14 protein-coding genes and 1 pseudogene are annotated in these 25,048 nt (G+C 59.8%); 3 read left to right on the top strand and 12 right to left on the bottom strand.

Annotation, left to right across the window (positions count from 1 at the left end):
• Positions 1-479 precede the first annotated feature (479 nt).
• On the top strand, positions 480-743 hold the full coding sequence (locus AC0L2U_RS18100; RefSeq protein ID WP_473602353.1) for a pyocin activator PrtN family protein: 264 nt from the start codon (positions 480-482) through the stop codon (positions 741-743).
• A gap of 454 nt (positions 744-1,197) precedes the next feature.
• Here the strand turns inward: AC0L2U_RS18100 and AC0L2U_RS18095 are convergent, their stop codons facing one another.
• On the bottom strand, positions 1,198-4,482 hold the full coding sequence (locus AC0L2U_RS18095) for a hypothetical protein (protein ID WP_473602352.1): 3,285 nt from the start codon (positions 4,480-4,482) through the stop codon (positions 1,198-1,200).
• Between the two features lie 3 nt (positions 4,483-4,485).
• Positions 4,486-10,230, bottom strand: a complete 5,745-nt coding sequence (locus AC0L2U_RS18090; RefSeq protein ID WP_473602351.1) for a hypothetical protein — start codon at positions 10,228-10,230, stop codon at positions 4,486-4,488.
• Between the two features lie 1,401 nt (positions 10,231-11,631).
• Between AC0L2U_RS18090 and AC0L2U_RS18085 the strand changes: the two genes are divergently transcribed.
• Entirely contained in the window at positions 11,632-13,929 is a 2,298-nt protein-coding gene (locus AC0L2U_RS18085; RefSeq protein WP_473602350.1) for a Nal1-like putative serine protease, read from the top strand.
• A 505-nt stretch (positions 13,930-14,434) separates the two neighbouring features.
• Here AC0L2U_RS18085 and AC0L2U_RS18080 read toward each other — a convergent pair.
• The 10 genes and pseudogenes from AC0L2U_RS18080 to AC0L2U_RS18035 form a co-directional block, all read right to left on the bottom strand.
• Complete coding sequence (locus AC0L2U_RS18080; protein WP_473602349.1) at positions 14,435-14,584, bottom strand: hypothetical protein; 150 nt, start codon at positions 14,582-14,584, stop codon at positions 14,435-14,437.
• Between the two features lie 507 nt (positions 14,585-15,091).
• A complete protein-coding gene (locus AC0L2U_RS18075) occupies positions 15,092-15,376 on the bottom strand; it encodes a hypothetical protein (protein WP_473602348.1) in 285 nt (94 codons plus the stop codon).
• A gap of 917 nt (positions 15,377-16,293) precedes the next feature.
• On the bottom strand, positions 16,294-17,121 hold the full coding sequence (locus tag AC0L2U_RS18070; protein WP_473602347.1) for a substrate-binding periplasmic protein: 828 nt from the start codon (positions 17,119-17,121) through the stop codon (positions 16,294-16,296).
• A gap of 38 nt (positions 17,122-17,159) precedes the next feature.
• Complete coding sequence (locus AC0L2U_RS18065; protein ID WP_473602346.1) at positions 17,160-17,819, bottom strand: amino acid ABC transporter permease; 660 nt, start codon at positions 17,817-17,819, stop codon at positions 17,160-17,162.
• Positions 17,816-18,460 (bottom strand): amino acid ABC transporter permease, encoded by a 645-nt coding sequence (locus tag AC0L2U_RS18060; protein ID WP_127270812.1) that lies wholly within the window; start codon positions 18,458-18,460, stop codon positions 17,816-17,818. The genes AC0L2U_RS18065 and AC0L2U_RS18060 overlap by 4 nt, the downstream gene beginning before the upstream one ends.
• Positions 18,457-19,218: pseudogene (locus tag AC0L2U_RS18055) on the bottom strand (amino acid ABC transporter ATP-binding protein). The gene AC0L2U_RS18060 and the pseudogene AC0L2U_RS18055 overlap by 4 nt, the downstream one beginning before the upstream one ends.
• A gap of 39 nt (positions 19,219-19,257) precedes the next feature.
• Positions 19,258-20,427: an NAD(P)/FAD-dependent oxidoreductase gene (locus AC0L2U_RS18050; protein WP_127270694.1), complete on the bottom strand. Its 1,170-nt coding sequence runs from the start codon at positions 20,425-20,427 to the stop codon at positions 19,258-19,260.
• 62 nt (positions 20,428-20,489) lie between these two features.
• Positions 20,490-21,770: an aspartate aminotransferase family protein gene (locus AC0L2U_RS18045; protein WP_473602345.1), complete on the bottom strand. Its 1,281-nt coding sequence runs from the start codon at positions 21,768-21,770 to the stop codon at positions 20,490-20,492.
• A gap of 104 nt (positions 21,771-21,874) precedes the next feature.
• Positions 21,875-22,399: an aldehyde dehydrogenase family protein gene (locus AC0L2U_RS18040; RefSeq protein WP_473602440.1), complete on the bottom strand. Its 525-nt coding sequence runs from the start codon at positions 22,397-22,399 to the stop codon at positions 21,875-21,877.
• The gene (locus tag AC0L2U_RS18035; protein WP_473602439.1) at positions 22,380-23,270 is read right to left on the bottom strand and encodes an aldehyde dehydrogenase family protein; all 891 of its coding nucleotides are present in this window, start codon (positions 23,268-23,270) and stop codon (positions 22,380-22,382) included. The genes AC0L2U_RS18040 and AC0L2U_RS18035 overlap by 20 nt, the downstream gene beginning before the upstream one ends.
• Positions 23,271-23,711: 441 nt before the next feature.
• Here AC0L2U_RS18035 and AC0L2U_RS18030 point away from each other — a divergent pair, with 441 nt between their 5' ends.
• Positions 23,712-24,548: an IclR family transcriptional regulator gene (locus AC0L2U_RS18030; protein WP_256746366.1), complete on the top strand. Its 837-nt coding sequence runs from the start codon at positions 23,712-23,714 to the stop codon at positions 24,546-24,548.
• Positions 24,549-25,048: the final 500 nt, after the last annotated feature.

The following is a 25,048-nucleotide window of genomic DNA, read 5'->3' as shown; positions in this document are numbered from 1 at the left end:
CTGGCCCCGGCGACGCCCGTATGAATGCGCCACTGGGGAAGATGGAGCCGGAACGTACTGGGCGATAGTGGGCGCTGTGGCGCGATAGAGGCCGCAGTTGATCTTGAGGAGCAGACCCTCGTCTAAGACACCGTTTCCACACCGTGGTTTCGTTCCGTTCGATTCCGATATGATTCCCGCCTTCGCCGCCGCCCGCTTTCGCCAGAACGAAAAAGCCCAGAGAACTCGTTACTTTCACTGCGCTTTTTTGGTTGCGGGGACAGAATTTGAATCTGTGCCTTCAGGTTATGAGTTTTCCGGGCCAGAATGCTGCAGCGTCACGCCGAACAAATCACATTTTTGCACTGCGAACTTGCTCGCTACACTTTCCTTGCACACGCTTTGAACGGCCGCCCTATCCATTTGGCGTCGATTGCTCCAATTGAACTTCGCAGCAACTCCGTTAATCATCCCTCGGATGGCGAGCGGCGAGCGAAGAATTGAACACACTCTTCCTACTCATGGCGCAGTACGAGGGACGCGTGATTGTCCCCGCTGAGACCGTGTGCAAGGATTATTTTTCCCACCTGACGTTCACCAAGTTCTTACGCAAAGTGAGCATTGGAGAAATTGAGCTTCCGCTAACCCGAGCAGAAAGAAGCCAGAAGAGTGCTAAAGGCGTTCATCTCCAGGACCTAGCTTCATACCTGGATAAGCGGCGCGAAATCGCACTGTCTGAAGTGCGCGCCTTCCGACGTGGCTAGCGCTCCCGTGGCTTCTATGCGCTTGGAGTTCGCAATCCCTAGATGACCGACAGGATGCTACTCGCGTCCGCCATTCGTGCCCCTTCCCCGAAATGCGCCCGATTTGCCCAAGCTCCCCGGAAGAGTACAACAGCAGTACAACTTGGAGGAAGTGATATCCCTTAGTTGTTGAATATCCGTTGCTTTTCGCCACGTCCGTCCAGCTGAAGATTCAGGCGCTTGTTGAGCGCGTTCGCTTACCCAGCGGTCTTCGACGCGTTTGTACTGCGCCTGACAGCGCTCGACGGATAGTTCCCGTCCCGTGTTTCTGGACTTCCTGCGCCAGCTTGCGGACGATCGTCTGCGGCGCGCTATCTGCATTCGGACCCCTGTCTTCAAGATAGCATCGTTGCTCAGCCGCGTCAGCGCTCGGGACGCGGTGGCACGTTAACGAAGCGCGTTATTGAACAAATGTCTACCACTGCGTGGGCAATATAAGAGACGCGCCCCGCTTTGCCGGATCGGTGGCGGAGAGTCGTATGAACTTAGCTGGTGAAGCCTTGTCGATCGACACGTGGATCGGCCTCTCGTCGGCAACATATGCCGCCGCCGCCAATGCGCTTGCCAACTCCAGCCCCTTGCTAACGAAATCGCCGTATGACACCGGCCCCACGCGGTCGAGCTCATTCTTATGCTCGTCCAGAGAACTCATCATGATCGCGCTCTCCGCGTAGCCGGGAACCTCCTGTTCGAAGAGGCCGCTTGGCTTCACTGTCCATATCCGGTCGGCTGGCGGCGGTCCTGCGACTAGCATGGGCGGGGTGGCAGGAATCATAGGGACCACCACAAGCTCGGATCGGCGGCTGGCAATGTCCTGATTTGGATCGTGCCCGATGGTCTCCAACCCGACGGTGTCGACACAGAAACAATGCGGCTGCCAGCTTTGCGGAGGCTGCAGCATGAAGATGCGTTTTTCGGAGAACGGCATCCGGTCAAGAATCGCCTCGATGTCGTCGATGTATCGACGGGCATCGTTGATACTTAATTCGGCGACTGGTTCAAGCCGGTGAAGAATCTCATCCGAATCCGCTATGTCCGGGTTTGAGTCCCAGAAGAATCGGATCCGGCGCCGTTCGCCCTGTTGGTCCGATCCCACAATGGCGATGCAAAGGCCGACGAGAGAAAGCACGCCGTCCGGATCATATGTGATGATTTGCAAGGCCGGCTGGGAGACCTTTGAGGGCACCGGCACCGCGATGGCGTAAAGGTTGGAGAGTCCCTGCTCGTCGAACTTCGCGCTCATCATCCCGGAGCGGGAGGTCGCGGTAAACATTACAAACTCGAGGCCCGATTGCGTGCCGGGAACGTCCAGTTCATAGCCCTTGTCGACCAAGGTTGTGTTGGCCGCGAGAAAGAGGCCGACAAACCGCTGCGCAAACGTGGGGTCGCTTAGCTGGGTCCCGACGATGTTCTGAACTAGGCGAACCCGGACCTGCATATTGGTCTCGCGTCTCACAGTGTCGATCAGCGTAGCTGCCTTATCAGCATCCTCGCCGGCCAAAGCGAGGTCGAGCACAGCGGATTCACCGGCGCGCCACGCCATGTACCCGAGAAGATCGGTTGTGCCCTTTCCAGCCGGTCCATGTAGGTACGCCCGGGCGACATTGGCACCATTAGGACGGCTCGACCAACTGAGGCTCCAGTGCGAGCCCTCAAGGGCCGGTGGACGCGGATCGTCCAGCCGGGCGATGGTGCGCGCCTTGTCTTTCGAACGACGCTCTTCGGTCTCGCCGCTGACCGCCTCCCAGGCATCCGCAGTCAGCGCCACGAAACGCGTTGGCGATGCGTTGAAGATTACTGATGTGGGTCCAAGCGGCATCGTCAGCGCATACGTTCTCGGATCGGGGTCGTTGACACCCGCCGGCTGGACCAGATCGTCTGGATCGGCCGGAGGAGGATCAATCGCCCTCACCTCCGCGCCGTCCGGCGGTTCCCCGGACAAGCCGGGATTTCCGTCCGCGTCAAAGACGATAGAGACGTAACGGACCTTACTCTCTGCTGGCAATTCCAGACCGGAGATTGGAAGCGAGGACTTGAGACCCGGATCCTTGCCGTCACTGACAGCAATCAAACCCAGGCGGAAATTGCTCGGGGTGCGGATTGACCAGTCCCACATGATGGTGGTGGAGAGATATGACCGGCCATTGGCGGGGTATGCGAGGTTGCTGGGCCCGAAAGTTGGCGCCTGGACGGGCCAGGGATCGAGCCTGCAGATAGGCTCGTCCCGTTTTGGCCAGCGACCAAAAATGTCGCGGGGATAGACACCAAGCTTGACGTTTGCCGGCATCGTGAAGGGCAGATCGAGGGGACCGACCAGCAAGTATGGCCTGCCAAGCGATAAAACATCCGACTTATCGCTGTTCGGAAAATAGGCCTTGATCGCCCCGGAGTCTTCGTCGGTGAAGAAGTTCTCGCTCCCGGCCACCTGTTCGACAAAAAAGGTGTCGAGCCTGGAGGGCGTATCGACCAGAAGTCGCGCATCGCAACTCGCCGCCCCGTCGCGAATCACGGGTGGACGTTGTTCTGTCGCTTCGGCGGTGATCGTCGGTTCGGCGCCCAGAACGAGCCGGGCGAACTGAACTGATCGCCTGACGTTCGCAGCCTGACGGTTGCCTTGAGCACTGCCCGTATCCGCAAAGCCCTTCAAAGCGTGGAACGTCGTTATCCGGATGATGGGAAACGGCAGCGCGCGCTGCCCCACGATCCAGTCGAAGATCTTGTCCCTGTTTTCGAGGTAGGGAAATTGCTGACCCACGCCAAAACTGACTGCCTGCCCCAGCGACACTGCTTCGATCGGGCCTATCAAGGCAATGGCTTGCCACATGGCGCTAGGACAGACCTCAAAAAACGCATCGATCGTGTCAGGCACAGGCTGCGTATACGTCCACGCGGGATCTGCCAGGATATTCGAGAAATCTGCCGGGATCCGCTGCACGAAGTCCTGCTGCAGAACGAGGTTGGCGACGGAGGGCGGATCTGCCTGGTGCACTTTGCTGGTAAGTTGCGCGGATTGCGGTGCATCGCCGTTTGCCCGGGCGAGCGCGTCAGCTTTCAGCCGCTTATCAAGCGACCACTGCTGATCGCCCTTGGCCCCAAGGTATGCCTGATCGTCATAGCAGGTGATCCCGGGCAGGCAAGGGCCGACTTCGGCGATTGAGCGTATCGGCAGTTCTGGGTTTCCTGCAATTCCGACCAGTAGCACCTGCACAAGATCGACGCGGGCCGTTGCCTTCGCACCGAAAATACCCGGCCCAAACAGCAGTACCTTTGAATTCTGCGAAACCGGCTGTCGCGTTTCAGGGATTTCGTCGCCCAAGGCGTCAACGGCGAAGATCTCACAGTCAGCGTCCAATGCATTTCCCTGTGCCAGCACACATAAGAACCCATCGACAAACACGCTAGGCATATGCTGGAGCAGATTGGCCTCAAATCCAGTTGAGGAGTCGAGCTGGACATGGCCTACCGTGACTGCTTGATCGCCGATAGGTAACGGATTCTGGGACGCGTCGACAAAAGCTGGCGCCACCGGCATGCCGAGTGCCGGGTCAGTGCTCCAGCATACGCTGACCATCGCCGACGGGTTGGGCGGGAACAGGGCGCCGAGTTCAGCGCCTGGATTTATCTGATTGCCGGGCTTGTCGACGAACTCATCCCGCTGATAGCGGAACAACCCCATGCGAGCCTGCAGGTTGGGAGCCATGCTTCACCTAGACGCGAGAGACTTGCGCGCACCGAGCACTGTGTCTCCGATTGAGAAATGCGCGGTGGCGAGCGGGCGGGGAATACGATCGACTTCGCGGTCGGAGAATTTGACCGTCACAGCTTCTCCAGGTTTGCGGTCAAGCTTGGCAAACAGGGCAAAGCCGGTCGCAGACACGACGATATCGGTGAGACCCGTTGATCCATCCAAGTCGATCGATTGCATAAGCATGTCGCTCAGGTCTGCGACGTAGTCTTGCCCCTGGGCCTGCTTGATCGCGGCTGCCCGAGTCCGCCTCACCAGTGGCTCATTGCTTTCGAGAACGATGCCGGTCGCTTCCATCGTGCCTTGATCCTCTTCCCAAAGCACGGTCACCCTGGCGTCGTCCCTGCGGTCGCCCCGCTCGCCAAGCACACCTGCCACGGAGTCTTCAAAGCTCTTGTCCGGCGAGAGTGCGACGCCTACTTCGACGGGCGTGGGAAGCATTTCGAACTGCGGCTGCTCCGACGCATTGCGATGCCGGACAACCGCGCGACCGAACATCTCGAGGTGAGCTTTTAGGTTCCGGTGAAGTCCGGTACGGAACGCAATTTTGAGCAGGGGCTCATCGCCTTTGTCGCCCTCGTCGGCAAACTTCCAGCCTTCAGGCTCGGGCGCATCATCAACCACCTCTATTGTGATGGCGTATCCCGACAGCGGACGAAGCTTTGACTTGAAACCAATCCAAAGTCCGGCCTCAGGCAAAGAGATGTCGCCAAGACAGCTCAGATCGCCGCCCGCTTCAGCCAGGTGCAGGATTGCCTCCTCCAGTGCGGTGGGCAGCGCCGCGACTGACTTTACTTCAAAACCATTCACCGGGTGGACGATTGCCTGGAGCAAGGCTGCGGGGTCGACAGTTACGCCCTCGTGCCACTTAAGCGTTTCACCTGGATCAACCACATCATTGCCACCGTCCTCCGTGATCGTGACCCGCAACCGCGCCTTGGCGAACTTCGCAAGCGTCCTGAGCAAATCGTTGGAGCCGAGCACGATGCCGGGCGTGTCGTCGGGATAATGGAAGCGTTCTCCCGCATACGGGAAGGTCGTGATGAGATACGGCGTGATATGCCTAGGCGGCTCGTCGGTCGTTGTGAAACGGTATTCGCGTTGCTGCGTAGGCGTGCCATCGCCCTCCGCCTGCCAGGCTATATCGAGACGGTATTCCGTTGCCGGCTCCAGCAGCGGAACTTGGGGCTGGTTCAGGAAGTCCAGCAATTCCTTCTGAGCTTTGGCCTTCTCGGCAACGTCGTTGTCGAAGCGGGTCTTCTCGGCCAACGGCACCAGCTTGACGCCGCCGATCAAAAGCGTCAGCGGGTCAGCGAGCTCAACGTCGGCGTTAAATCGCACGGTCATGCTTACCGGTGGACCACGCAGCTCTTTGGAATTCACCTGAAGGCGAACCAACTCGAAGGGCATCTTCTGTAAGGTCGGTTCGTTCTGAGCGTCCACGAAAGCGTCCGCGTTATCCCTCCAGTTTTCGTGGTGAAGATGGAAGTCTTTGCCATCACCGACGCCTAGTTGTGTTCGCTTTGCCTCAGGCGACGTGAGCGAGTAGACCACCGAGGTTCCACCGGCATCCTTGAACTCGAACTCGACCCTGGATTCATGCCCAAAGAGCCGATGTGCAATTAGAAACTCGACCGGCTCGTCAGCGTAAATGTCGCCGCTGAATACGACGGCCGAGCTCAGGCGGCCGTCGGGCACCCACCGGGACATGAGCTTGAGATAGGTGAAGCGTGCATTGGTGCCGGCGTTCGTTCCGACCTCGCAGCCCCCGATATACAACGGGAAACCCGGATAGGGATCGTTGAGAGAGTTGGCACCCGCCCGCTTCGTTAGCCGGACGTCCTCAGGCGTGGCGCCGCTCGTCCCAATTTTCTGAATGATCTTCGCGTTCGGCAGGAGCGCCGGCAAGGTCCACTCGCCATCAACGCCCGTTCCCGCCTGCGAAGCAGCCCACTCAAAAACACACAGTTGCGGCGCAACAGCTGGATCGCAAATGCCGCCCAAAATCGCCTTGACCCAGGCGTCCAGATCCGCCGGCGACGTCACCGCGTTAGAGACGGCCAGTGGGTTGCGCGTGAGCAAGGCAAGCTGCCGGGGTACCGGTTGGCCGCCTTTTTGAGACTGGGGCTGCCTCCACCAGCGGCCCGGCGTATTTGCGTAGTCGACGTCGACGAAGCCTCCGGTGGTATTGCGCTTCAGCGTCACGGCGTCGAGCCGGTACCGGCCCACGCGGCTTCCGAGGTGGAATTGGGTTTCACTTTGATCCGGGTTGCCGACACCATCCGCAAATCCTTGCGGAAGGGGACCGATCCTTGGAGGAATCGGCATCTTCAGCGCAAGGACAGCATCAAGCGAAACGTCAGTTCCACCATTGCCGCCTTTGTAGATTTCCAGTTTCGCGACCTCTCCATCGAAGTTGCCAGTCGCACCCTGCCCCCGAAGGGCGACCCGCGCCCCCGAAAGGACCACAACCCCTTCCACAATCGGCTCGAACGGTGAGTTTTCGGTGATCGTGGACCCGACATGGAGCGACACGCAGCCGGAAATCTCGACAAAGAGGAGCTTGACCTGACCGCATATCCGACCGCTGACGTAAAGCTGCGTCGAGCCGTCCGGCTTACGCAAATATTGCAGCTCGAACGTCCCTGACGCCCCGATCGAGACGATGAACAAGCGCAGTTCACCAGAGAGGCCGGCGGATCCGTATGCGAACAGCGTTTTGGCGATCGACACAAACAGCTGATTGCTGAGGTCGACCCGCAGATAGAGACTTCCACCGCCGATCTTCACGTGCGCAGCCGCCCCGATGGCGAGCGCGGTCCCTGGCAGATCCTTGGGTCCCCCGGGAACGGGGGCGTGGGCGATCATGTCTCCGGCCACCATGAAGTAGCCGGACGCGGAGAGGCTGACCACGCTCAAGATATCGAGCTTGGCTTTGATCGGATTGTCGAAGTGCCCCAGGTACATGTGCCAGTGCGCCAGATTGCGAAGCGCAAAGAAGATTTCGATCGGGGCGTGGAAGCTGAAGAACTTCTGAAAACTGACATCGGCCAGTATCCCGAGTGTCAGTTCCTCGCGCTCCAGATCCACTTTGATCAATCCGAGGAATCCTGTCGTCAGCTTGTCAGCAATGTCCTTGTTGAGTTTCGGAATCTTGAGGATGTTGAGCTTCGAAAAGATAAGAATGCTGGGGCCCGGCACTTCGAGCACCAGCATAGAGTTAAGGTTGGCCACGAAGTCGCTGATCTGAAGACCAAGTCCGACGCCGATGCCGAACGCCCAGTGGTCGTATTTGGGGGCCCATAGTGTCTTGCTCTTGGGGACTTCTACTGAGCGGACAACGTCCCCATTGGCGCGGCTCAGCCAATCCAGCGCCGGCGGCACGGCCGGCGGACTTGGCTGCTCCAGACGAACAAAGTGCATCGCGTAGAGCGCGCTGATGGACTTCAGGCCAAGTCCGGAACTCGCAAGCGGAATCATGGTGGCGAATTCGACTTCGCCGGTCGCAAGAACGGCGGTCGTTTCATCACCGCTCGCGGTATCGACCTTCGTTACGCGCGCCCCTGCATAAAAGCGCATTCCTATTGCGGTTATCGTCAGGTCCAGTGAACCCGCAATCTCCTTTTTGGTACCCGATTTGTCGATGACGAAACTGCCCGACCCCTCCAGGACACCGGGGAGTTTGACCGAGACCTTCGAGGGATAGGATTCCAGCCGTAGTCCGGTGTTATCTGTGAGGTCAATGGCGAAAGCAAAATCTCCCGCTGTGATGATCCCCAAGTTGCCGGACAGCGCAAGCCGCAGCACGAGCTCCTTGCGGGGAGCATGTCGGATCGTCACTTCGGTGAGCTTGAGCAGCTTACCGACCGGGCCCAGATCCCACAAACCCGGGTCGGCAAGGGAGAGGTCCCGCAATCCGCTGGGCACTTGGACCCACCTGAAGGCATCGGGACCTGCGACCACGATGCCGGTTCCATCGATCCGGGTCGTGACGTACTTCGAGGTAATGTTGGCTTCCTTGAGATCAACCCGGTAATCAACCTCGTAGTCAAACAATAGCGCCGTGTCGGTCTTGCCCTCCGGGCCACCGTTTATCGAGGCAGGCTGCGCCTGTAACCGGATGCCGACTACCCGGATCTCCTCAACTTCTATCGTGTTGCGAAAGAACCAGCCCAACCCAGCCACGACATAGAGCGTGCTCATCGAGCCGCTCTGGATGTCGGCGAAGTAGCCACGCAGATTTGCGTTGGGCGGAATCCCCTTTGCCTGCGTGTCGATCGATCCCGAGCTTGCGACAATCGGCGCCATCGTGATGGCAACGGCGAGCGAGCTGAACACGTCCGGGTTGATCGCGACCGGCTCGTTTGAATTGATCCGGGCGAGGATCCGATCGTCGGCACCAAGAAGTTCGCAGCCGATGACGTTGGCTTCTTGTTTGTCGCCCGCGTCGTCGGTCCAGCTTTCGAAACTCAGCGTCAGCCTTACCTCACGACCGGCCAGCCAGGTGTAAGGGAAATCAAGGTCCTTACGGAACTTGGCCGCCAGCGCGAGCCGTGTAGGTTCGCCTTGTGCCAGGGCAGCGCCCACGTGTAGGTCGGACAGGAGCGCCAGGTAGGAACTGTCGTCAGTGGGTTTGATACCGGCCTCGAACGAAACGAACCAATCCGCCGAGCTGTTTAAGTCATGACCTGATCCGAACGACCATGCACTCACGCCTATATCGAGCTCGATGTCCTTGGCGTGGCCCACATTGTTGTCGCTCAACCAGTGAACCTCGAAACCGCTCAAAAGAACACCGCGGAAGTCCCCGGTGACGCCAAACTGCTTCCTAGCGTTCTGATAAAGCGCCCATTCAGCCTTCTCGGCATTCGATGCTCCGTTCCCGGGCTTCGCAGGTGCCTTCATCACGAGAACGATGTTTTCGTCGGCAGCGCGGGGGAGGCAAATGCCGAATCCCCCAGACGGCCTTAAGAGCGCGTTGAACGTCGCTGCAACCTCGGAAGAGAACAGGCTGACCGTGGTCAGCTCGATATCGGGTGGCAATTCACCTCCGGGTTTGCCCACCACAAATCCGAAATTGTCGGTGGTGATCTCTGCCAACTTGTCAATGGCCCAAGTCATCGTCAGGTCGATCCGTCCCAATAACGTGTCAGGGGCATATGGACGATAGTTGGGGATCGCTTGATTGAGCGCCTGGGTGGAGAGGCCCGCCTTGAGCGCATTGAAGCGGTTATCCGGATCATCGGTTGGGTCCGCCAGCACCACGATGCCAACAGGCGCGACAGATTGGGTAAGCGAAACGAACTTGCCGGCATCATCCACCGAAGCCGGCCTGAACATCTCGTTGGAAAGGATCGCGCGAGGGTTAAGAAGGTTGAGCCGGAGCGCGACCTCTCGGATCTCTCCTCCGGAGAGACGGGCTGTCAACGTATACGGACAGGTCCCAGAAAGGTCTTTCGATATGCCCTTGGCGACGCTCTCCAGATGTCCAAAACGGATCGGCAGAACAATATCGACCGGCGGATCCAGCACGCCCGTGACGGCCCTGGTCCCGTCCGAGCTATCGGCCTCGAGCATTGCTAGCATATCGGGCTTTCCAGCCTCGAATGCGCGCTTATACATATCGGGAAGCCAGCCAATACCCGCTGTGATGAAACTCGGACGAAAATCGCCAAATTGCCCAGGCGGGCCGGCAGTAGCCACGGCGCCCTCTCGTGGAAAGAAGATCAACTTCGCAATACTTTATCATGCATTAATATTCGCGGCCGCGCAAACATATTTGATTTTTGCCCTGCAGAGTTGTTCGGTAGCGCAATTTGCTTGGCTGAGCTTTGAGCTTTTGCGAACGGCATCCTCGACTCGGAGCGATAGCCGATGCCCTTCAGGTTCGTTGTGGCCGCCGACTATTCCTCGTAGTGGAGTAAGTTTGCAGCACTGCGGATCCAGGCACCCCAGCCTCCGTCGCGAGCGCGCGCAATTCGGCTGGAGGTGCCAATACCGAATGCTCGAAAAGCTTCCAGTACCCCAGGCAAACCGGACGCCGCGGCGGACAACGAGGCTCAAGGATATCCCGGCTAACATCCGAATTGGAGCGGTCAATATCGTCGGCAGAAGGGCGCCGAAAAGAGCTGTCGGCGGCTCCGTCGTGGGAACGAAAAAAGAAGACAAGCAGAACTTTCGTGTGCGTTTTTTGCACACGCTATGCCTCATGGCGGCCGTAGAGCAGACGTAGCCGGCTTCCAAAGCGCGGTCATCTGAGCGACCAGACGAGGCGGCTCATTTGCGCAGAACCGGACGTTTGGTCTGACTGCGAAGGACCTGGACGCCACCGTCGGATGAAGGCGATGCCTGTTGGTAACCCATTCTGAAAGCCCACGCGGGACCAGCGGTAGCACCGCGGGAGAAAAGGCACGGACCGACAAGAATTGCTCCGCGAGTTCACCCCAAAGGCCCAACAGACAGGGCAACTAGAAGTAACCCAGGTCGGGTGGGCTTGGGTCGGAAATGTCTAAAACCCCGTCAGAACCGGAAGCCCGGAAACCGTTCCCTCCTAGGCGCTTTCTGGGCGGCTTGGTGCTTCGGCCGACGCGCCCTGGCGGCACGTCGGTCTTTGTATATGTCGCGGCCCGCGAACATCAAAAGCAGCGCCCTGGCGGTCGATCAGAAGCGTCAACGGGAGGCCGAACGCGCCGAGGGTGAACATTGCCTTGCTCGACGTGTCGATCTTGAGCGCGAGGTGCCTGATGCCGATCTCGTCGAAGAACTTTCTGACGGCTTCCGATCCTTTACGATCGACCGAAAGGGCGACGACCTCGAAATCCGGTCCGCCGAGTTCGATTGCGATTCCAGGAAACTCGGCGCTTGCTCATTTCCTAAGACAGACGGCCGCGGCGGTGGGCACCAGCGCTGTCGCCTGGCGTGGCCCCTGGTAGCGCCGCGGCTAACGGTGGCCGCCCTGCTACGCATTCGAGGCGTAACAGGTCCACAATGCCAGCTGCGTAATATTTCGACGGGCAAATGCTACTCCCGAAATCGGAACGCATCGGCCTAGACGGCGAAGATTGAGGAGACGATACTAGTATCGCAATCCTGTTGGGGGGCAGCATGGCTACGAAACGTCTTGATCGAGTCTACGACCAACTTTCGTTGCGTGATCTTCTCGATGCGAGGGATCAGTACCACATCCACCTCATGCGCCACGCGAACGTGGTAGCGACGGCCATCGGCCTCTACCGCATCCGCACCAAGGATAGCTGGCCAACCGAGCGCGGCGAAGGCAAGATCCATGGCACCTATGCGCGCACCCTCGCGAACTCGCAAATTCGCTATTACTCGTGGCCAGCAATACTCGTTTTCGTCGAGCGCTGGGTTCCGGAAAAGGACCTGAAGCCAGGCGACCTGGTGCCGAAGACGCTCTACCTGCCGGACGGCCGCAGCGTGCCGGTTTGCGTGATCGAAGCGCCCAAAGAAGATATGAACGAGACGCGGCCGCTGAACACGGTCTTTCCCGTCAACAATATCGGTGGTGGCTGGCCTGTTATCGCTCGCAATCAGGGCCAAGATTACGCTGCGACCATCGCCTGCCTCGTGAGCGATGGTCACACCGTCTATGCCCTCACCAACCGCCATGTCGCGGGCGATGCGGGTGAGACTATCTATTCACGGCTGGGCGGCAAGGAGGAGCGCATCGGCGTGAGCTCCGAAAAGCACCTGACCCGCGCTCTGTTCACCACACACTATCCCGGCTGGCCGGGCCGCGACGTGTACGTCAATCTCGACGTCGGCCTTATCGACATCGACAACCTCGACCGCTGGACCGCGGAAATCCGAAATGTCGGCCAGATGGGCAAGATGGTCGACCTCTCCGTCCACACCATCTCGTTGGCGCTCATCGGCCGCGACGTTCGTGGCACCGGGGCGGCGAGCGGTGAGATGGAAGGCGAGATCGCCGCACTCTTCTACCGCTACAAGACCAATGGCGGCTTTGAGTATGTCGCTGATCTGCTCATCGGCCCCCGTCCCGCTGAGGACAACAAAGCGAAAGAACCCTCCTTCGCGACCCACCCAGGTGATTCAGGAACACTCTGGCTCCTCGACCCTGACAACGAGGGCAAGTCGACAAAGTCCAAGCCGAAGCACAAGGACTACCAGCCGCTCGCCATGCAGTGGGGCCGAAACATGCTCTACTCTGCCGGCGAAGCGCGCCCGCAGAGTTATGTCTTAGCCACGCTCCTGTCTCGCGTCTGCGCCGAGCTGGGCGTCGACCCGGTCCGCAACTGGAATCTGGATCAGCCCGACACATGGAGTGCCATCGGTCACTTCTCAATCGCCAACCGCGCTCAAGTAGCGCTGTCGAACCGGTCGCCGAAACTCAACACGCTGATGAAAAACAATGCCGATGTCATCAGCCACGATGACGCCACCATCCTGGCGGGCGAGTTCTCGGGGATGGGCTCGGCGGATTTTGTGGCACTGGCGGATGTGCCGGACTTCTACTGGAAGCCACGCATCGCCAAGCAGGGTTTCGCTCGCACGTTCGAGGGGCCCAATCACTTCGCCGACATGGATCAGCCCGATCCAAGTGGCAAAACACTTCTGGACCTTTGCAAAGACGATCCAGCCACCTTCATCGACCCCAGAAAGTGGTCAGGCTTTTACGATTCAGTCACCGATCTTGAGAGCGGCGACCCGATCGCCGAGAAATATCGCGGGCTTCTTCCGTTCCGTGTGTGGCAAACATTCGACGCGATGGTTGAGTTCGCCGCTGCCGACAAGCCGGGGGAATTCGTCTGCGCCGCGGGTACCCTCACCCACTACATCGGGGATGCGTGCCAGCCGCTCCATATCTCCTATCTGCATGATGGCGATCCGCTGCGCCTGGTCGAGTACACCTTCACGCGCGGAGAGCGGAAGGGTCAAACCGAGATGCGACGTTTCGGCGAAGGCGTACACGGCGGATATGAAGACGCCATGATCAGTGCCTTCCGCGAGAAGGTCCTGGCCGGTCTCCTCAACACGCCAAAAACCGCGGCCGTGGAGATGATCACGACCGGCTTCGACGCTGCCAAGCTAACAATTGAGATGATGCGCAAAACCTTCACCTCAATCTCGCCGATGGCGGTCGTCAACGAGTTCGGCACTTTTGTGGGCAAGCCCAAGGAGCGCGCCGAGCACCTGTGGCGAAAGTTCGGAAACAAGACCATCAAGAACATGCGAAGCGGCGCCCACCTGCTGGCGGTCCTATGGGAGAGTGCGTGGGCGGTCGGCAACGGTGACACGAACATCACCTCGACTGCGGGACTGACGAAAGATCAGGCGATGGGCATTTGCGCCGACTTCGATTTCATTCCTTCAGTCAGCATTTCGCGGATCGGCGCCGTTCTAAAGCCCCCGATGACCTAGCGGCCGTCCTTCTCAGAGCCTGCGCCGGCGGAGCCGGTCGCGATTGTGTAGTGCTCCAGAAGCCTCGCCAAGCGCGGAGCGGCTGGCTCCATGATCGCGCAGGCACTTGGGAAGGCGTTTCCGCCGACAACTCACAACGGTTGATGATGTCCGGCCAAAAGGACTACGAAAGGCTGCGCCGGGTCTGGAATGGCTTAACGTGCGAGCTGCTTCAGGCGCCACAAAACCTGAAATCCGCTTTGGGCCGATATTTGTTGAAAAAGTCCGACGCACGATCGAGCAAGCATTGGCGACAGAATCTCATTTCATGGCAAGGCTTTATTCGGAATCAGGATTCGGGACGGGACGCCTGACGGAACGATATTCTACGCAAACGTCGTCTTCGGCTTAGGCGCGGACTTTTTCAACAATTATCGGCCATGAGCGAACGTCCATAGGTGGCGGGCTGACTGGCTAGCCTGGATAGAGAACCGCCACAGCTAACCGTGGCGGCCGGCACGACTGCCTATCGAGCGATTGCCAGTGCCCTGTTGTCGGACTCGACCTCGCCGACACTATCGGCACGAACCCACAGCCAAGCTGACAGCCAGGCAATCGCCGCGGCAAGAGTAACCAAGCCTAGATCGAGGGCCAGTTCCGGCACGAAGGCGCTCATCTCCAGTACCTCGCTTCATACCTCGATAGGCGGCGCGAAAGCGCACTGTCTGAAGTACGCACCTTCCAAAGTAGCTAGCGCTCCCGTGGCTTCGTTGCGCCTGGAGTTCAGCAAATCCCTGGATGACCGCAGGATGCTGCCTCCCATCCGACACTCGTGCCCCCTTCCCCGTAATGCGCCCGGTTTTCGCACGCGCTCCAGACGAGTACAACGACAGTACAACTTAGACGAATTGATTCCACTAAGTTGTTGAATTTACTTTTCTTTTAGCGATGTCCGTCCAGTCCATCATCGGGGCCACGGCCACTTTATGATCTTGATTTTTCAGCATTTTTTCTTTAACATCAAATCGTTCGAACCTGCCGAGTGCACACGATTTTACGCCAGAATACGACCCTTTTTCGCCACGCTCTCAGTGCACACGGAGCGCACACGAAAAAAAGGCCACCTACACAAAGCTCTCGTCCGGGTCCTGGCGTGTCCAGGTCCGTCGCAAAGGTCGCTACGTCAGCGAGACTTTTCTGCGCCGAGACGACGCCAGGCGCCGGGGCAACCGAAACCTAGCGCCAAGTCGATCGCGGTGAGACACCGGCAAAGTCTCGAACAGCGCGCCTGAAAACCTTCGGCGAACTCATCGACCTTCATATCGACGACATGTGCGATGTAGGCAAGTCCCCTCGCCGCTCCAAGGCCGCGGCCCTCGCTTTGCTCCAAAGACATCTCGGCAAGTGCAACATCGCGGCTCTCGATCGCGAGCGGCTCATTCGTTTCGGCCGTGACCGGGCTGCCCAAGGTGCTGGACCGATGACGCTAGGCATCGATATCGGTTTTGTAAAACTCATTCTGGCTCATGCCGCTGCGGTGCACGGCCTGCCCGTCAAGGTCGAACCGGTTGATCTCGCGCGGATGGCCTGAAGAGGCTTGGCCTCGTTGGCAAAGGCAACCAGCGGGATAGGCGGCCGACAAATTGCAGAGCGCTGAAGGCGAGCATGCACGAGATCTATGGGCCGCGAAGGCTCGGCAGGCGTTCGATGCTGAACGGCGTGAAGAGTGGATGGGACGGCGAACTTAGCCACGGTTGGCGCGAGCAACGGCCAGCACGAAGCCCGAACAGCAGACTTCCGCCGGTGCGCCAGCGCCGCAGTCAAGCTTGCGCAATAAGTTTTCGCGCTCTTCGTCACTACCGGCGACAATCTTCTCTCGGAAGGCCGCAAGACTTGCGTTGGCGAAGCTCGTCAAAGCAGGCGCTGCCCTAGGAGCAAACTTCAAATGCCAGATCGTGTTCTCCTCGAAACCTCCCGCGCCCCACAGATGCGATCATGCACACTGCGCGTTGATAGAAGCTCTATAGCCAAGGTGCGAGCCAGCGGCACTGCTCTGCACAGCAGGAACGGGCGTAAAAGCGAGGGAAGCTCCTCGCCTTGGATGAGGTCGGCGAGCTGACAGTCGCCAGTGTCTCGCGCTGAAGCCAATCGACCAGCACTGCCACGTCCCATTCGTCAGGCTGGATCCTGCGGCTCAATCGACATCTGGTCGCCCGGCGAGGCCATGATCCTGCCGGCGTCCGAATTGATGTAGGCATCGGGGGCGACGTAGTCGACGGCAGGCATTTAGCACACGCTCGGATCGCAGCCGCGCAGCAAACGTCCAGGCCGCCCGCCTCACCCGGTTTTCTTCCTAAAAACGGGAGGCACAGGCGGAGCGGCCCTTCATACCAGCGGCTTACTCGATGACGCGGGCGTCACCGACATCTGCGGCTGACGGATCCAGCCGTAAGCCTTGAGCGCTTCCGCGATCGCGCCATCCTTGCGGTAAGCTTCTAGGGACGTGTCAACGGCCTTCGCGAGATCCTCGTTGCTCTTGTCCAGCAGGAAGGCGGTCTGCGACGGGTTCATGGTCGCATCGATGCGCGGATCTTGTTTCAGCACATTTACCTTATAATTCTGTCCTTCGTTCTGAATGACAGCGGAGCCGAAGCCGTCGAGCGCCGCCTCAATACGACCGGCATGAAGGTCCTGCGCGAGGTTCAGCGACGACGGATAGGTCTTGGAGCCTTCGTAAAGCTTCTCCATGTCCTGGACCCATAAATATCCTTCAACGGTGCCGACCTTCTTGCCCAGCAGACCATCGACAGTATCAATGCCGTTGGTCGAGGTGACGGACAGTTGGTCGAGATAGACCGGCGTAGACAGAGCGACGACCTTCGCGCGGGCGGCGGTACGATAGAAGCCGCCAAGCGCGATGTCCGCGCGCCGCGACTGAACTGCGGAAACCGCGCCTGGATATGTGAAGATCTCATAAGCGATCTCCAGGCAGTTCTCCTTGGCAAAACGCTTCACGAGATCGCCGTCGATACCCGCGATGCCGCTGTCTTTTTCGAGCGAATACGGAGCGGTGTTGGTAAGCGCGACTGTGAGTTTGCCCGCTGACAGGGTTTCGAAAACGTGCTGCGGCTTGCAATCCTGTGCGGACGCGACGCTGGCACCCAAGGCCGTAGCAATGGCCGCGGCCGAGATAATCTTACTCCAATTTTTCACTGTGCTCTCCTCTGACATTGATGGTTTTTGATTGCAGGTCAGCCGAGATGGCTGCCCAGCCTACGTTCGGTGTACGAGACCAGCCACCCGAACGGGACGGTGATGGCGAGATAGAACAGGCCCGCCAAGATCAGGACATCGAGGTAGAGGTAGGTGGCCGCACCCACGCGATAGGCGCGTGCCAGAAGTTCGGGGATGGCGATCGTGTATGTAAGGGCCGTCGCCTGGAAGATGAGAATGGCAAAGCCCATCAGTGCGGGTATTGCGAACAGGATTCCTTGGGGGATCACTACGAAGCGCAGGATGTCCCGGCGGGTCATGCCGAGCGCCCAGCCCGCCTCGATCTCACAATGCGGAACCGCGTTCAGACCGGCGCGAAGGATCTCGCTGGTGTAGGCGCCTGTCGTTAGCGCCAACGCAATCACGCCAGAGGTGAAGGCACTTACGGTCATCCCGGAAGCAGGCAATCCATAGTAGACCATCTGCAGGACGACGAGTGCAGCCGCACCACGCCCGATCTCGACCAATACCACCGCGAAATAGCGGACGAGCCTGTTTCCAGAGGAAGAGGCAAGCGCAAGAACGAGGCCGATAGGCAATCCGAACAGCAGCGCCAGGCCCGCCAACTGAAGACTGACAATAGCTCCTTGGAAAAGCTGGGGCGACCAGTCCAGCCAGTTAGCCAGCATCTCGCTCATTTCGCTTGCCCCCTTGAGCGCAGCCGCCCGTCCACGGCGCGTGCCAACACGACAACGGGTATGGACAGCACGATGTAGAGAAGCGCCGCGAAAATGAACGGCGCGAAGCTGCCGCCGCCGCCTTGAGCCTGCTGCGATGCGTACATCATCACGTCGCGGACACCGATCGTGGAGGCCACGGTAGTGTCTTTGAGCAGGCTAACAAGGAAGGTCGCCATGGGTGGAACCGAGACGCGCAGGACCTGCGGCGCCAGGATATAGCGCAGCGTATCCAGGCGCGACATACCGAGCGCCGTGGACGCCTCCCGCTGGCCCTTCGAGAGGGCCAGGAAGCCACCCCTATAGATTTCAGCGAGATAGGCCGTTGATACCAACCCCATGCCCAGGATGGCAGCCTGATATGAACTGAGAACGATCACTCCGCTGCCCAATCCGAAGAAAATAATGAACAGCCAGACGATCGGCGGGATTCCTCGGACAACGTCGATGTATAGGCGCGCCGGCGCGCTTAGCAGAAGCAACCGGGAACGTCGCATCAGCACCAGCGGCATGGCTGCGATGGCCCCGACTCCGAAAGCGCCGAAGGTCACCAGCAGCGTGGCCGGAACGCCTCTGAGCAGTGAAACCAGCAGGTCGATCATCTGCGATCGACCACGGCACGGAAGAACTGCCGCGTGCGGGGCGACGACGGATTGCGGATCACGGCATCAGGCGGACCCTGCTCGATGATCTCTCCATTAGCCATGACGATTACGCGGTCGGCGACGTCTGCGGCAAAGGCGATCTCGTGCGTGACGATGATCATTGTCATGCCTTCCTGGGCGAGCTCGCGCATCACGGCCAACACCTCAAGCCCGAGTTCGGGATCCAGGGCGCTCGTGGGTTCGTCGAAGAGCATCACCTTGGGGTCAAGAGCCAGGGCGCGTGCGATCGCGATACGCTGCTGCTGGCCACCCGACAGGCGCGCCGGCTAGGCTTGCGCCTTGTCCGTAAGGTATACGCGTTCGAGCAATTGGGCGGTGCGCGCGTCCGCCTGCTCCTTGGTGCGCCCCAGAACCCGCATCTGCGGCAGCGAAATGTTGCGCTGCACGGTCATGTGCGGAAACAGGTTGAAGGACTGGAAAACCATCCCGGTGGAACGTCGGAGACTCAGCAGCTCTCCGGCGGACAGATTGCGGTCGACCGAAAACCGGATGGCACCCACTTCAAGGGTGCCGGATGACGGCTGTTCGAGCATGTTGATCGCACGCAGCAGCGTGCTCTTCCCCGCGCCGCTGGGTCCGACGATCGCCACGACCTCGCCGCGCGTGATGTCGAGCGAGACGTTCTTCACGGCGTGATGGCCGCCATAGATCACGTTGATGTTCTTGATGCGTACGATATTTTCTGCCTCGGGCATGGATTCTTTGTCCTTGCGCTAACGCCGGTGTCCCACTGGTCAAGCCGCCGCAGTATGTGTGCCCGGAACGTTTCTTTCCGGAGTTGGAGCGAGACTTTCGGTGCCTGGGATCGATGCGGGAGAGCCCTTGAGCACCCAGTCTGCGACGATCAGCCCAATCACCGGCGCGAGCTGAATCCCGTAGCCGCCCGCACCGGCCGCGGTGATCAGACCGGGCTCCGACTGATCGACTGGTCCGACATAGGGACGGTGGTCTGCGGTGACAGGGTAGAGGCCTGCCCAGCCCCGGCCGAGCCGGGCGCCCGGCAGATCAGGCAGGCGTTCGATCAGCATCTCGGCCAGCATGACCTTGGACCCTTCCTCGCACTGCTCGTTGTAGTTGTCCGGATCTTCGGGCGACGGCGAACTTACCTTGTGTATCTCGGCGATGAGCTCGCCCGCTTTCTCGTGCCGAAAGTTGAGTCCGGTGCCCTGCCCGTTCACCAGATCCATGACCATCGGCATTGTGTACGGGAGCGGCGCGTCCAAGTGGATTGTCAGCGCCTCGTGGCGCTCGGGGTGGATGTGCAGCGTCTGTCCGAGCATCTCGGCAACGCGTGGCGCCCAGGCGCCTGCCGCATTCACGACGAAGTCGCAGCCGATCGGCCCCTTGCTGGTGTCCAACCGATAGCCACCGGATGTCCGCGCGGCACCAAGCAGCTTGCGGAACTGGAAAACCTCGGAGCCGAGCTTCTTCACCTGTTGCGCCAGCAGCGTGCACATTTCGTGGGGATCGAGGAAGCCGTCGTCCGGCCCGAAGATGCCGCCTTCGAGCCCATCTGAACTCAAGTGCGGCACGAGTTGCTGAAGCTCGTTCGCCTGGTAGACCCTGGATCTGAAGCCGGCATCGCGCTGGATCTCCACCGAGCGGGCGAACAGTTCCATCTGCTCGGAGGTGCGCGCCAGACGCAGGTAGCCGATAGGGCTGAAGCCGAGACCGAGGCGCTCTTGCCACCGGCGGACGCGCTGCACCGATTGCATGCGCAGCTGTATCTCGAACGGATCCGTGAGCTGTGTCCCAACGACCCCGACCGAGCGGCCGCTGGATCCTGACGCAATGGATTGTGCGTCGATGACGGTGACGCGAGCGCCCTGTTCCGCGAGCGCGTGCGCAGAACACATACCGAGGGTACCCGCACCGATGACGACGACGTGAGGAGAAGCTGTCATGTGACTTCCATCTGTTGCTGCGTCGTCCCGTGCCGGATGGATCCGGCGCTGGACGCGCTACGTCATTGCTTCGGAGCGATTGCTGCGAGGGCGCCGTCGATTGCGGAAAGGATCTCGCGTGCGTCTTCCTCGGTCATGGAGGTGGAAAGCGCGAAGAGTCCGTAACTCGCCGAAAGCACGCCGCGGTCGAGCAGACCCTTGTGGAACAGGTCGAGCTTCATGCGTTCGGACGCACCCGGATAGACTGACCGGTAGTCCGTGATCGGCAACGCCGTGAAATGAACTTTGAAGAGCGAGCCGAGACCGACGCACTGCCCGTTGAGGCCATGGCGAGCAAGCGAGGCCGTGATGCCCTCGCGAAGCAGGCTGCCGATAGCGTCCAGATGCGCGAAGCTAGCCGGGGTCAACGCGCGCATCGCCGCCAGACCGGCTCGCATCGTCACCGGGTTCGCGGTGAAGGTGCCGCCATGCGGCAATGCGGGCTTGCCTCGTGTTGGATCGAACACCGCCATCACGTCGGCGCGGCCGCCGACGGCGCCGACCGGGAATCCTCCGCCGATGATCTTGCCGAGAGCCGTCAGATCGGGCGTGATGCTCCACAGGCCCTGCGCCCCCGAATAGCCAAGGCGGAGCGAGATCACCTCGTCGAAGATCACCAGCGAGCCGGCGGCATGAGCGATCTCGACCATCGCGTCGAGATAATCCTTTCGCGCGGGAATAAGTCCGGCGCGGTTCGGCATCGGGTCGATCAGAACACCCGCTATCGTGTCGCCATGCGCGTCGAAGACGGCACGCAGCGCCTCCGTATCGTTGAACGGCACCGCGATGACATCATCGAGAACTCCCTTCGGCGTGCCTTTCGCGTATGCCGTTGAGGCAGGCATGTCGCCCCAGTTGGCGGGCGAACTGTCCAGGCTGACTTCCGCGAAGTCGTAGGAGCCATGGTAGGCACCTTCGATCTTGACGATCTTCGGCCGCTCGGTGAACGCCCGAGCCGCCTTGATCGCCATCATGACGCCTTCCGTGCCGGAGTTGGCGAAGCGAACCTGCTCGACTGACGGAAGGCGCTCCACCAACAGTTCAGCAAGATCAAGTTCGCTCTCGGTGGGCGCTCCGAAAGCCGATCCCCGGGGCATCTGGTCCACCACCGCGGCCGTGACGGCGGGATGGCCGTAGCCATGGATCATGGCCGTGAAATTGTTGATGCAGTCGTAGTAGACGTTTCCATCGACGTCCCAGACGCGGCAGCCCTCGCCGCGCTGGGCATAGATCGGAAACGGGTCGATGAAGACCGTTGTCCGGGTGTTTCCTCCCGGCATGACCTTGCGGGCCCGTTCGAACATCTCGCGGGACTTCGGCATTGAATCTGGATAGTGGCGCATAATCTTGTAAACCGATGAAGGAGACAGTCTTGGATGGCCGCGACGAAGGGCGCGACCTCTTTCGATCACTTGGTCATGATCGTGTGGCTCTGCTCGCGCAGGTACTGTGGCAGGAACCAGGAGCCGAGACCGCCCTTGCCGCTGACCCCGGTGCCCTTCCAGCCGCAGAATGGCTGCGCGCCTGGCCATGCACCCGTCGTTGCGCCGCTCGCACGGTTGGCATAGAGAACCCCCGCTTCGGCGGTGTCGAGGAAGTGACGCAACTCTTTTTGGTCGTTGGTAAAGATGCCGGCCGACAATCCGTAGGCGATGTCGTTGCCCTCTTCGATCGCGGCATCGAGACTATCAAAACCGCGGACGACCACGAAAGGCATGAAGAGTTCGTCGCGGGTCAGCCGTCCCGGACCATCAAGTTCGACGACCGTCGGCAGGACGTAGTTGTTCGCAAATCCCTGGCCCAGGGCGGCGCCCCCAAAATGCACCTTGCCTTTGCCCTCGACTTCCGACAGCGCTGCCTGGAAACGGCCGACTGTGGCGTCGCCATAGACAGGGCCCATAAAGGTCTCGGCCTTACGAGGATCTCCGACCACCAAGCTTTCCAGCGAACGCTACCAGTTTCCCGATAAATTCCGCCTTGACCTTCTCGTCGACATACACGACCGAGCATGCGGAGCACTTCTGGCCTTGCAGGCCAAAAGCGGAGCGCGCCACCCCCTGCGCCGCGCGGTCGAGGTCGGCCTTGCTCGTCACGTAGGCGGGGTTCTTGCCACCCATTTCGGCGATGACGGGCTTCATGTGGGGCAGCGTTGCCATATGACGGAAGATGCTCATGCCGGTCTTATGGGAGCCGGTGAATGCAACGCCGTCGATGCCGTTGTCGGTGGCAAGAAGGCGCCCCACCTCTCCATCGCCAAGCACGATGTTGAAAACACCTTCGGGCAAGCCCGCTTTGCGAAGCGTTTCGGCAATCAGCAGTCCGGTCAGCGCGCAACCCGGCGACGGCTTGTAGACCACCGCATTGCCTGTCAACAGCGCACCCGTGACCATGCCGATCGACAAGGCGAGCGGAAAGTTGAAAGGAGCGATGACCGCGAAGACGCCATAGGGCTTCATGACGCTCGTAGCAGTCTCGTTTTCGACCAACACGTTCATGGGCCGGACGAACCCGTTGTTCGCCTTCATCTCCGATGCGTAGTACTCGACCATGTCGAGGCATTCCTCGGCTTCGCCGACTGCCTCGATGCGGGACTTTCCGATCTCGTAGAGCGCCGCCAAACCGAGGTCATATTTCCGCTCCGCCAGTGCCTCTCGCCAGCGGGCGCCGAATGCAAGGCGATCGTCCAGCGTCGAACGGTTCCAGGTCTTCGCGCCGGCCCGGGCTGCCTGGATCGCGGACTTGACGTCTGACGGGGTTGAAACCGGGAACTTGCCGAGAGAGATCTTCTTGTCGATAGGGCTCAGGATCTCTTTCCGAGCGCCAGTCGCAAACGGCGTCGACCACTCGCGACCCAGTGTGTTCTTCTCGAATCCGGGATCATTGCATCGAGGTGAGCGTGAACAGGGGAAAAATCCACCCCGATGTTCGAGTAGGTCACACGCGGGAGTTCAGCCATTTCAAGTTCCTCCGAAAATCGGTATTTATCCCGATAATCAGGATTTGGCTTGCGAGTCAATCGAGGGGACCATAAAATGGAAATAATACCGAATTTCGGTATTATTCGTGAGGAGATTTCGGGTTCGGGTTACCTGGCGGAGCCCGACAGTCGAGGGCGTGCGGCCTTCGGCTATTCTACGGAGCCCCTCGGACTCGACGCGCGGCGGGATAACGAGAGACCGACCTTGCCCCTCATGTCTGTTTTGAACGATAACCTTCTTGCAGTCGCAATTGTCAGATCGGCGTAGGTGCCCTTGAATACGAAATCGAAGAAGCCGAGCGCCAAGGACAGTCCCCTCGAGCGCTACATCTCGATCATGGAAACGGTCGCGCCGTTCGAGCATGGCTTGACGGCGATCGAGCTCGAAACGACGCTTGGACTGCCCAAAACCACGATCAACAGGCTGCTGCATGCCTTGATCGAAAGCGGGATGATCACCGCCGAGAGCGTTCGCAATCGGACATACCGCCTCGGCGATCGCTTGCTGCAGCTGCTACAGATGTCTCCGGATAGCGGCTGGCTGACGACGCTCGCGCAGCGACCGCTTCAGGATTTGGCCGACCGCACCGGCCAGTCGGCGTTCCTGTCGAAGTTCGACGGTACCGAGGTGCGCTCGGTCACCTGCGTCGCGCCCGACACTCCGGTCCGGACCTATGTCATGCCGGGTATGGCCATGCCTGTAAATGCGACCGCTTCGGCCAAGGCGATCCTTGCGTTTCATCCGCAGGAGACCGTGAACAGGATCCTGGCGACCGAGCTGCGCAGCTATACCGATCGGACTAAAACGAAGATCGCGGAGTTGACCAGGGAATTGGCGGAGGTTCGGCAGCAGGGCTATGCCATGGACCTGGCCGAGCATGTTCCGGGCTTAGGCTCGATCGCATTTCCGATAAGGCCGACGAGCGGTGAGGTGATGTACGCGGTGGGACTTACGGGACCCTACGGTCAGATCATAGAGCAAAACTTCAAGCAGCATTGCTCGGCGCTCGCGGAAGCCGCCCAGCGCATGGCGAAGCTGGCGCAGATGCACGCCTACAACGGATCGGCTATGGCCGCAAAGAGTGCTGCAGCGGATCAGCGATAGGTCGGTGCTTGAGAGGCCGGTCACTCGCGCGAAGAGATGTTGCGTGTTGAACCGAGAATGTAGTTCGCGAATGGTCTCGACGGAGGTGCGAGTGCTTATGGGACAAATTGTCACTTAGATTCGGTATCGGGGAAAATTTGAGGAGGCATCGACTTCCTGACGGGGCTGAGGCGCGACGCAAAGTTCGAAAAGCTTCCAGGAAGCCCAGTCCGTCCCTGATTGTAGAACTGTACAAGGACCTCTTCGGGCCGAAAGCGATCAATCAGCCAATGCGGATCGACATGCAGAACCTGATGGGAACGATCGCCGACACTCTCCATTCGGTGTGAAGGCGATCGGGGCATTGGTACTGACGTTCACAACAAGGGCGGCACGCGCGCCAAAAATTCGATGCCTCGTCAAATTTTTCTAAGCCGAGCGGGCAGCCAAGGCAGCAATATATAGCTCGTGTCGCATTTTCCGAGACGCCAGCCCCGAAGATCGGGACGGCACTGATTTCA

Source organism: Mesorhizobium sp. WSM4808 (assembly GCF_055811675.1).
Note: the sequence above shows the minus strand (reverse complement) of the source record. Positions and strands in the feature narration are given on the sequence as shown.

Coding starts and splice junctions, on each gene's coding strand:
- AC0L2U_RS18095 (WP_473602352.1), bottom strand. CDS start 4,482: ATGGCTCCCAACCTGCAGGCTCGCATGGGGTTGTTCCGCTATCAGCGG.
- AC0L2U_RS18085 (WP_473602350.1), top strand. CDS start 11,632: ATGGCTACGAAACGTCTTGATCGAGTCTACGACCAACTTTCGTTGCGT.
- AC0L2U_RS18080 (WP_473602349.1), bottom strand. CDS start 14,584: ATGAGCGCCTTCGTGCCGGAACTGGCCCTCGATCTAGGCTTGGTTACT.
- AC0L2U_RS18065 (WP_473602346.1), bottom strand. CDS start 17,819: ATGAGCGAGATGCTGGCTAACTGGCTGGACTGGTCGCCCCAGCTTTTC.
- AC0L2U_RS18060 (WP_127270812.1), bottom strand. CDS start 18,460: ATGATCGACCTGCTGGTTTCACTGCTCAGAGGCGTTCCGGCCACGCTG.
- AC0L2U_RS18050 (WP_127270694.1), bottom strand. CDS start 20,427: ATGACAGCTTCTCCTCACGTCGTCGTCATCGGTGCGGGTACCCTCGGT.
- AC0L2U_RS18045 (WP_473602345.1), bottom strand. CDS start 21,770: ATGTTCGAACGGGCCCGCAAGGTCATGCCGGGAGGAAACACCCGGACA.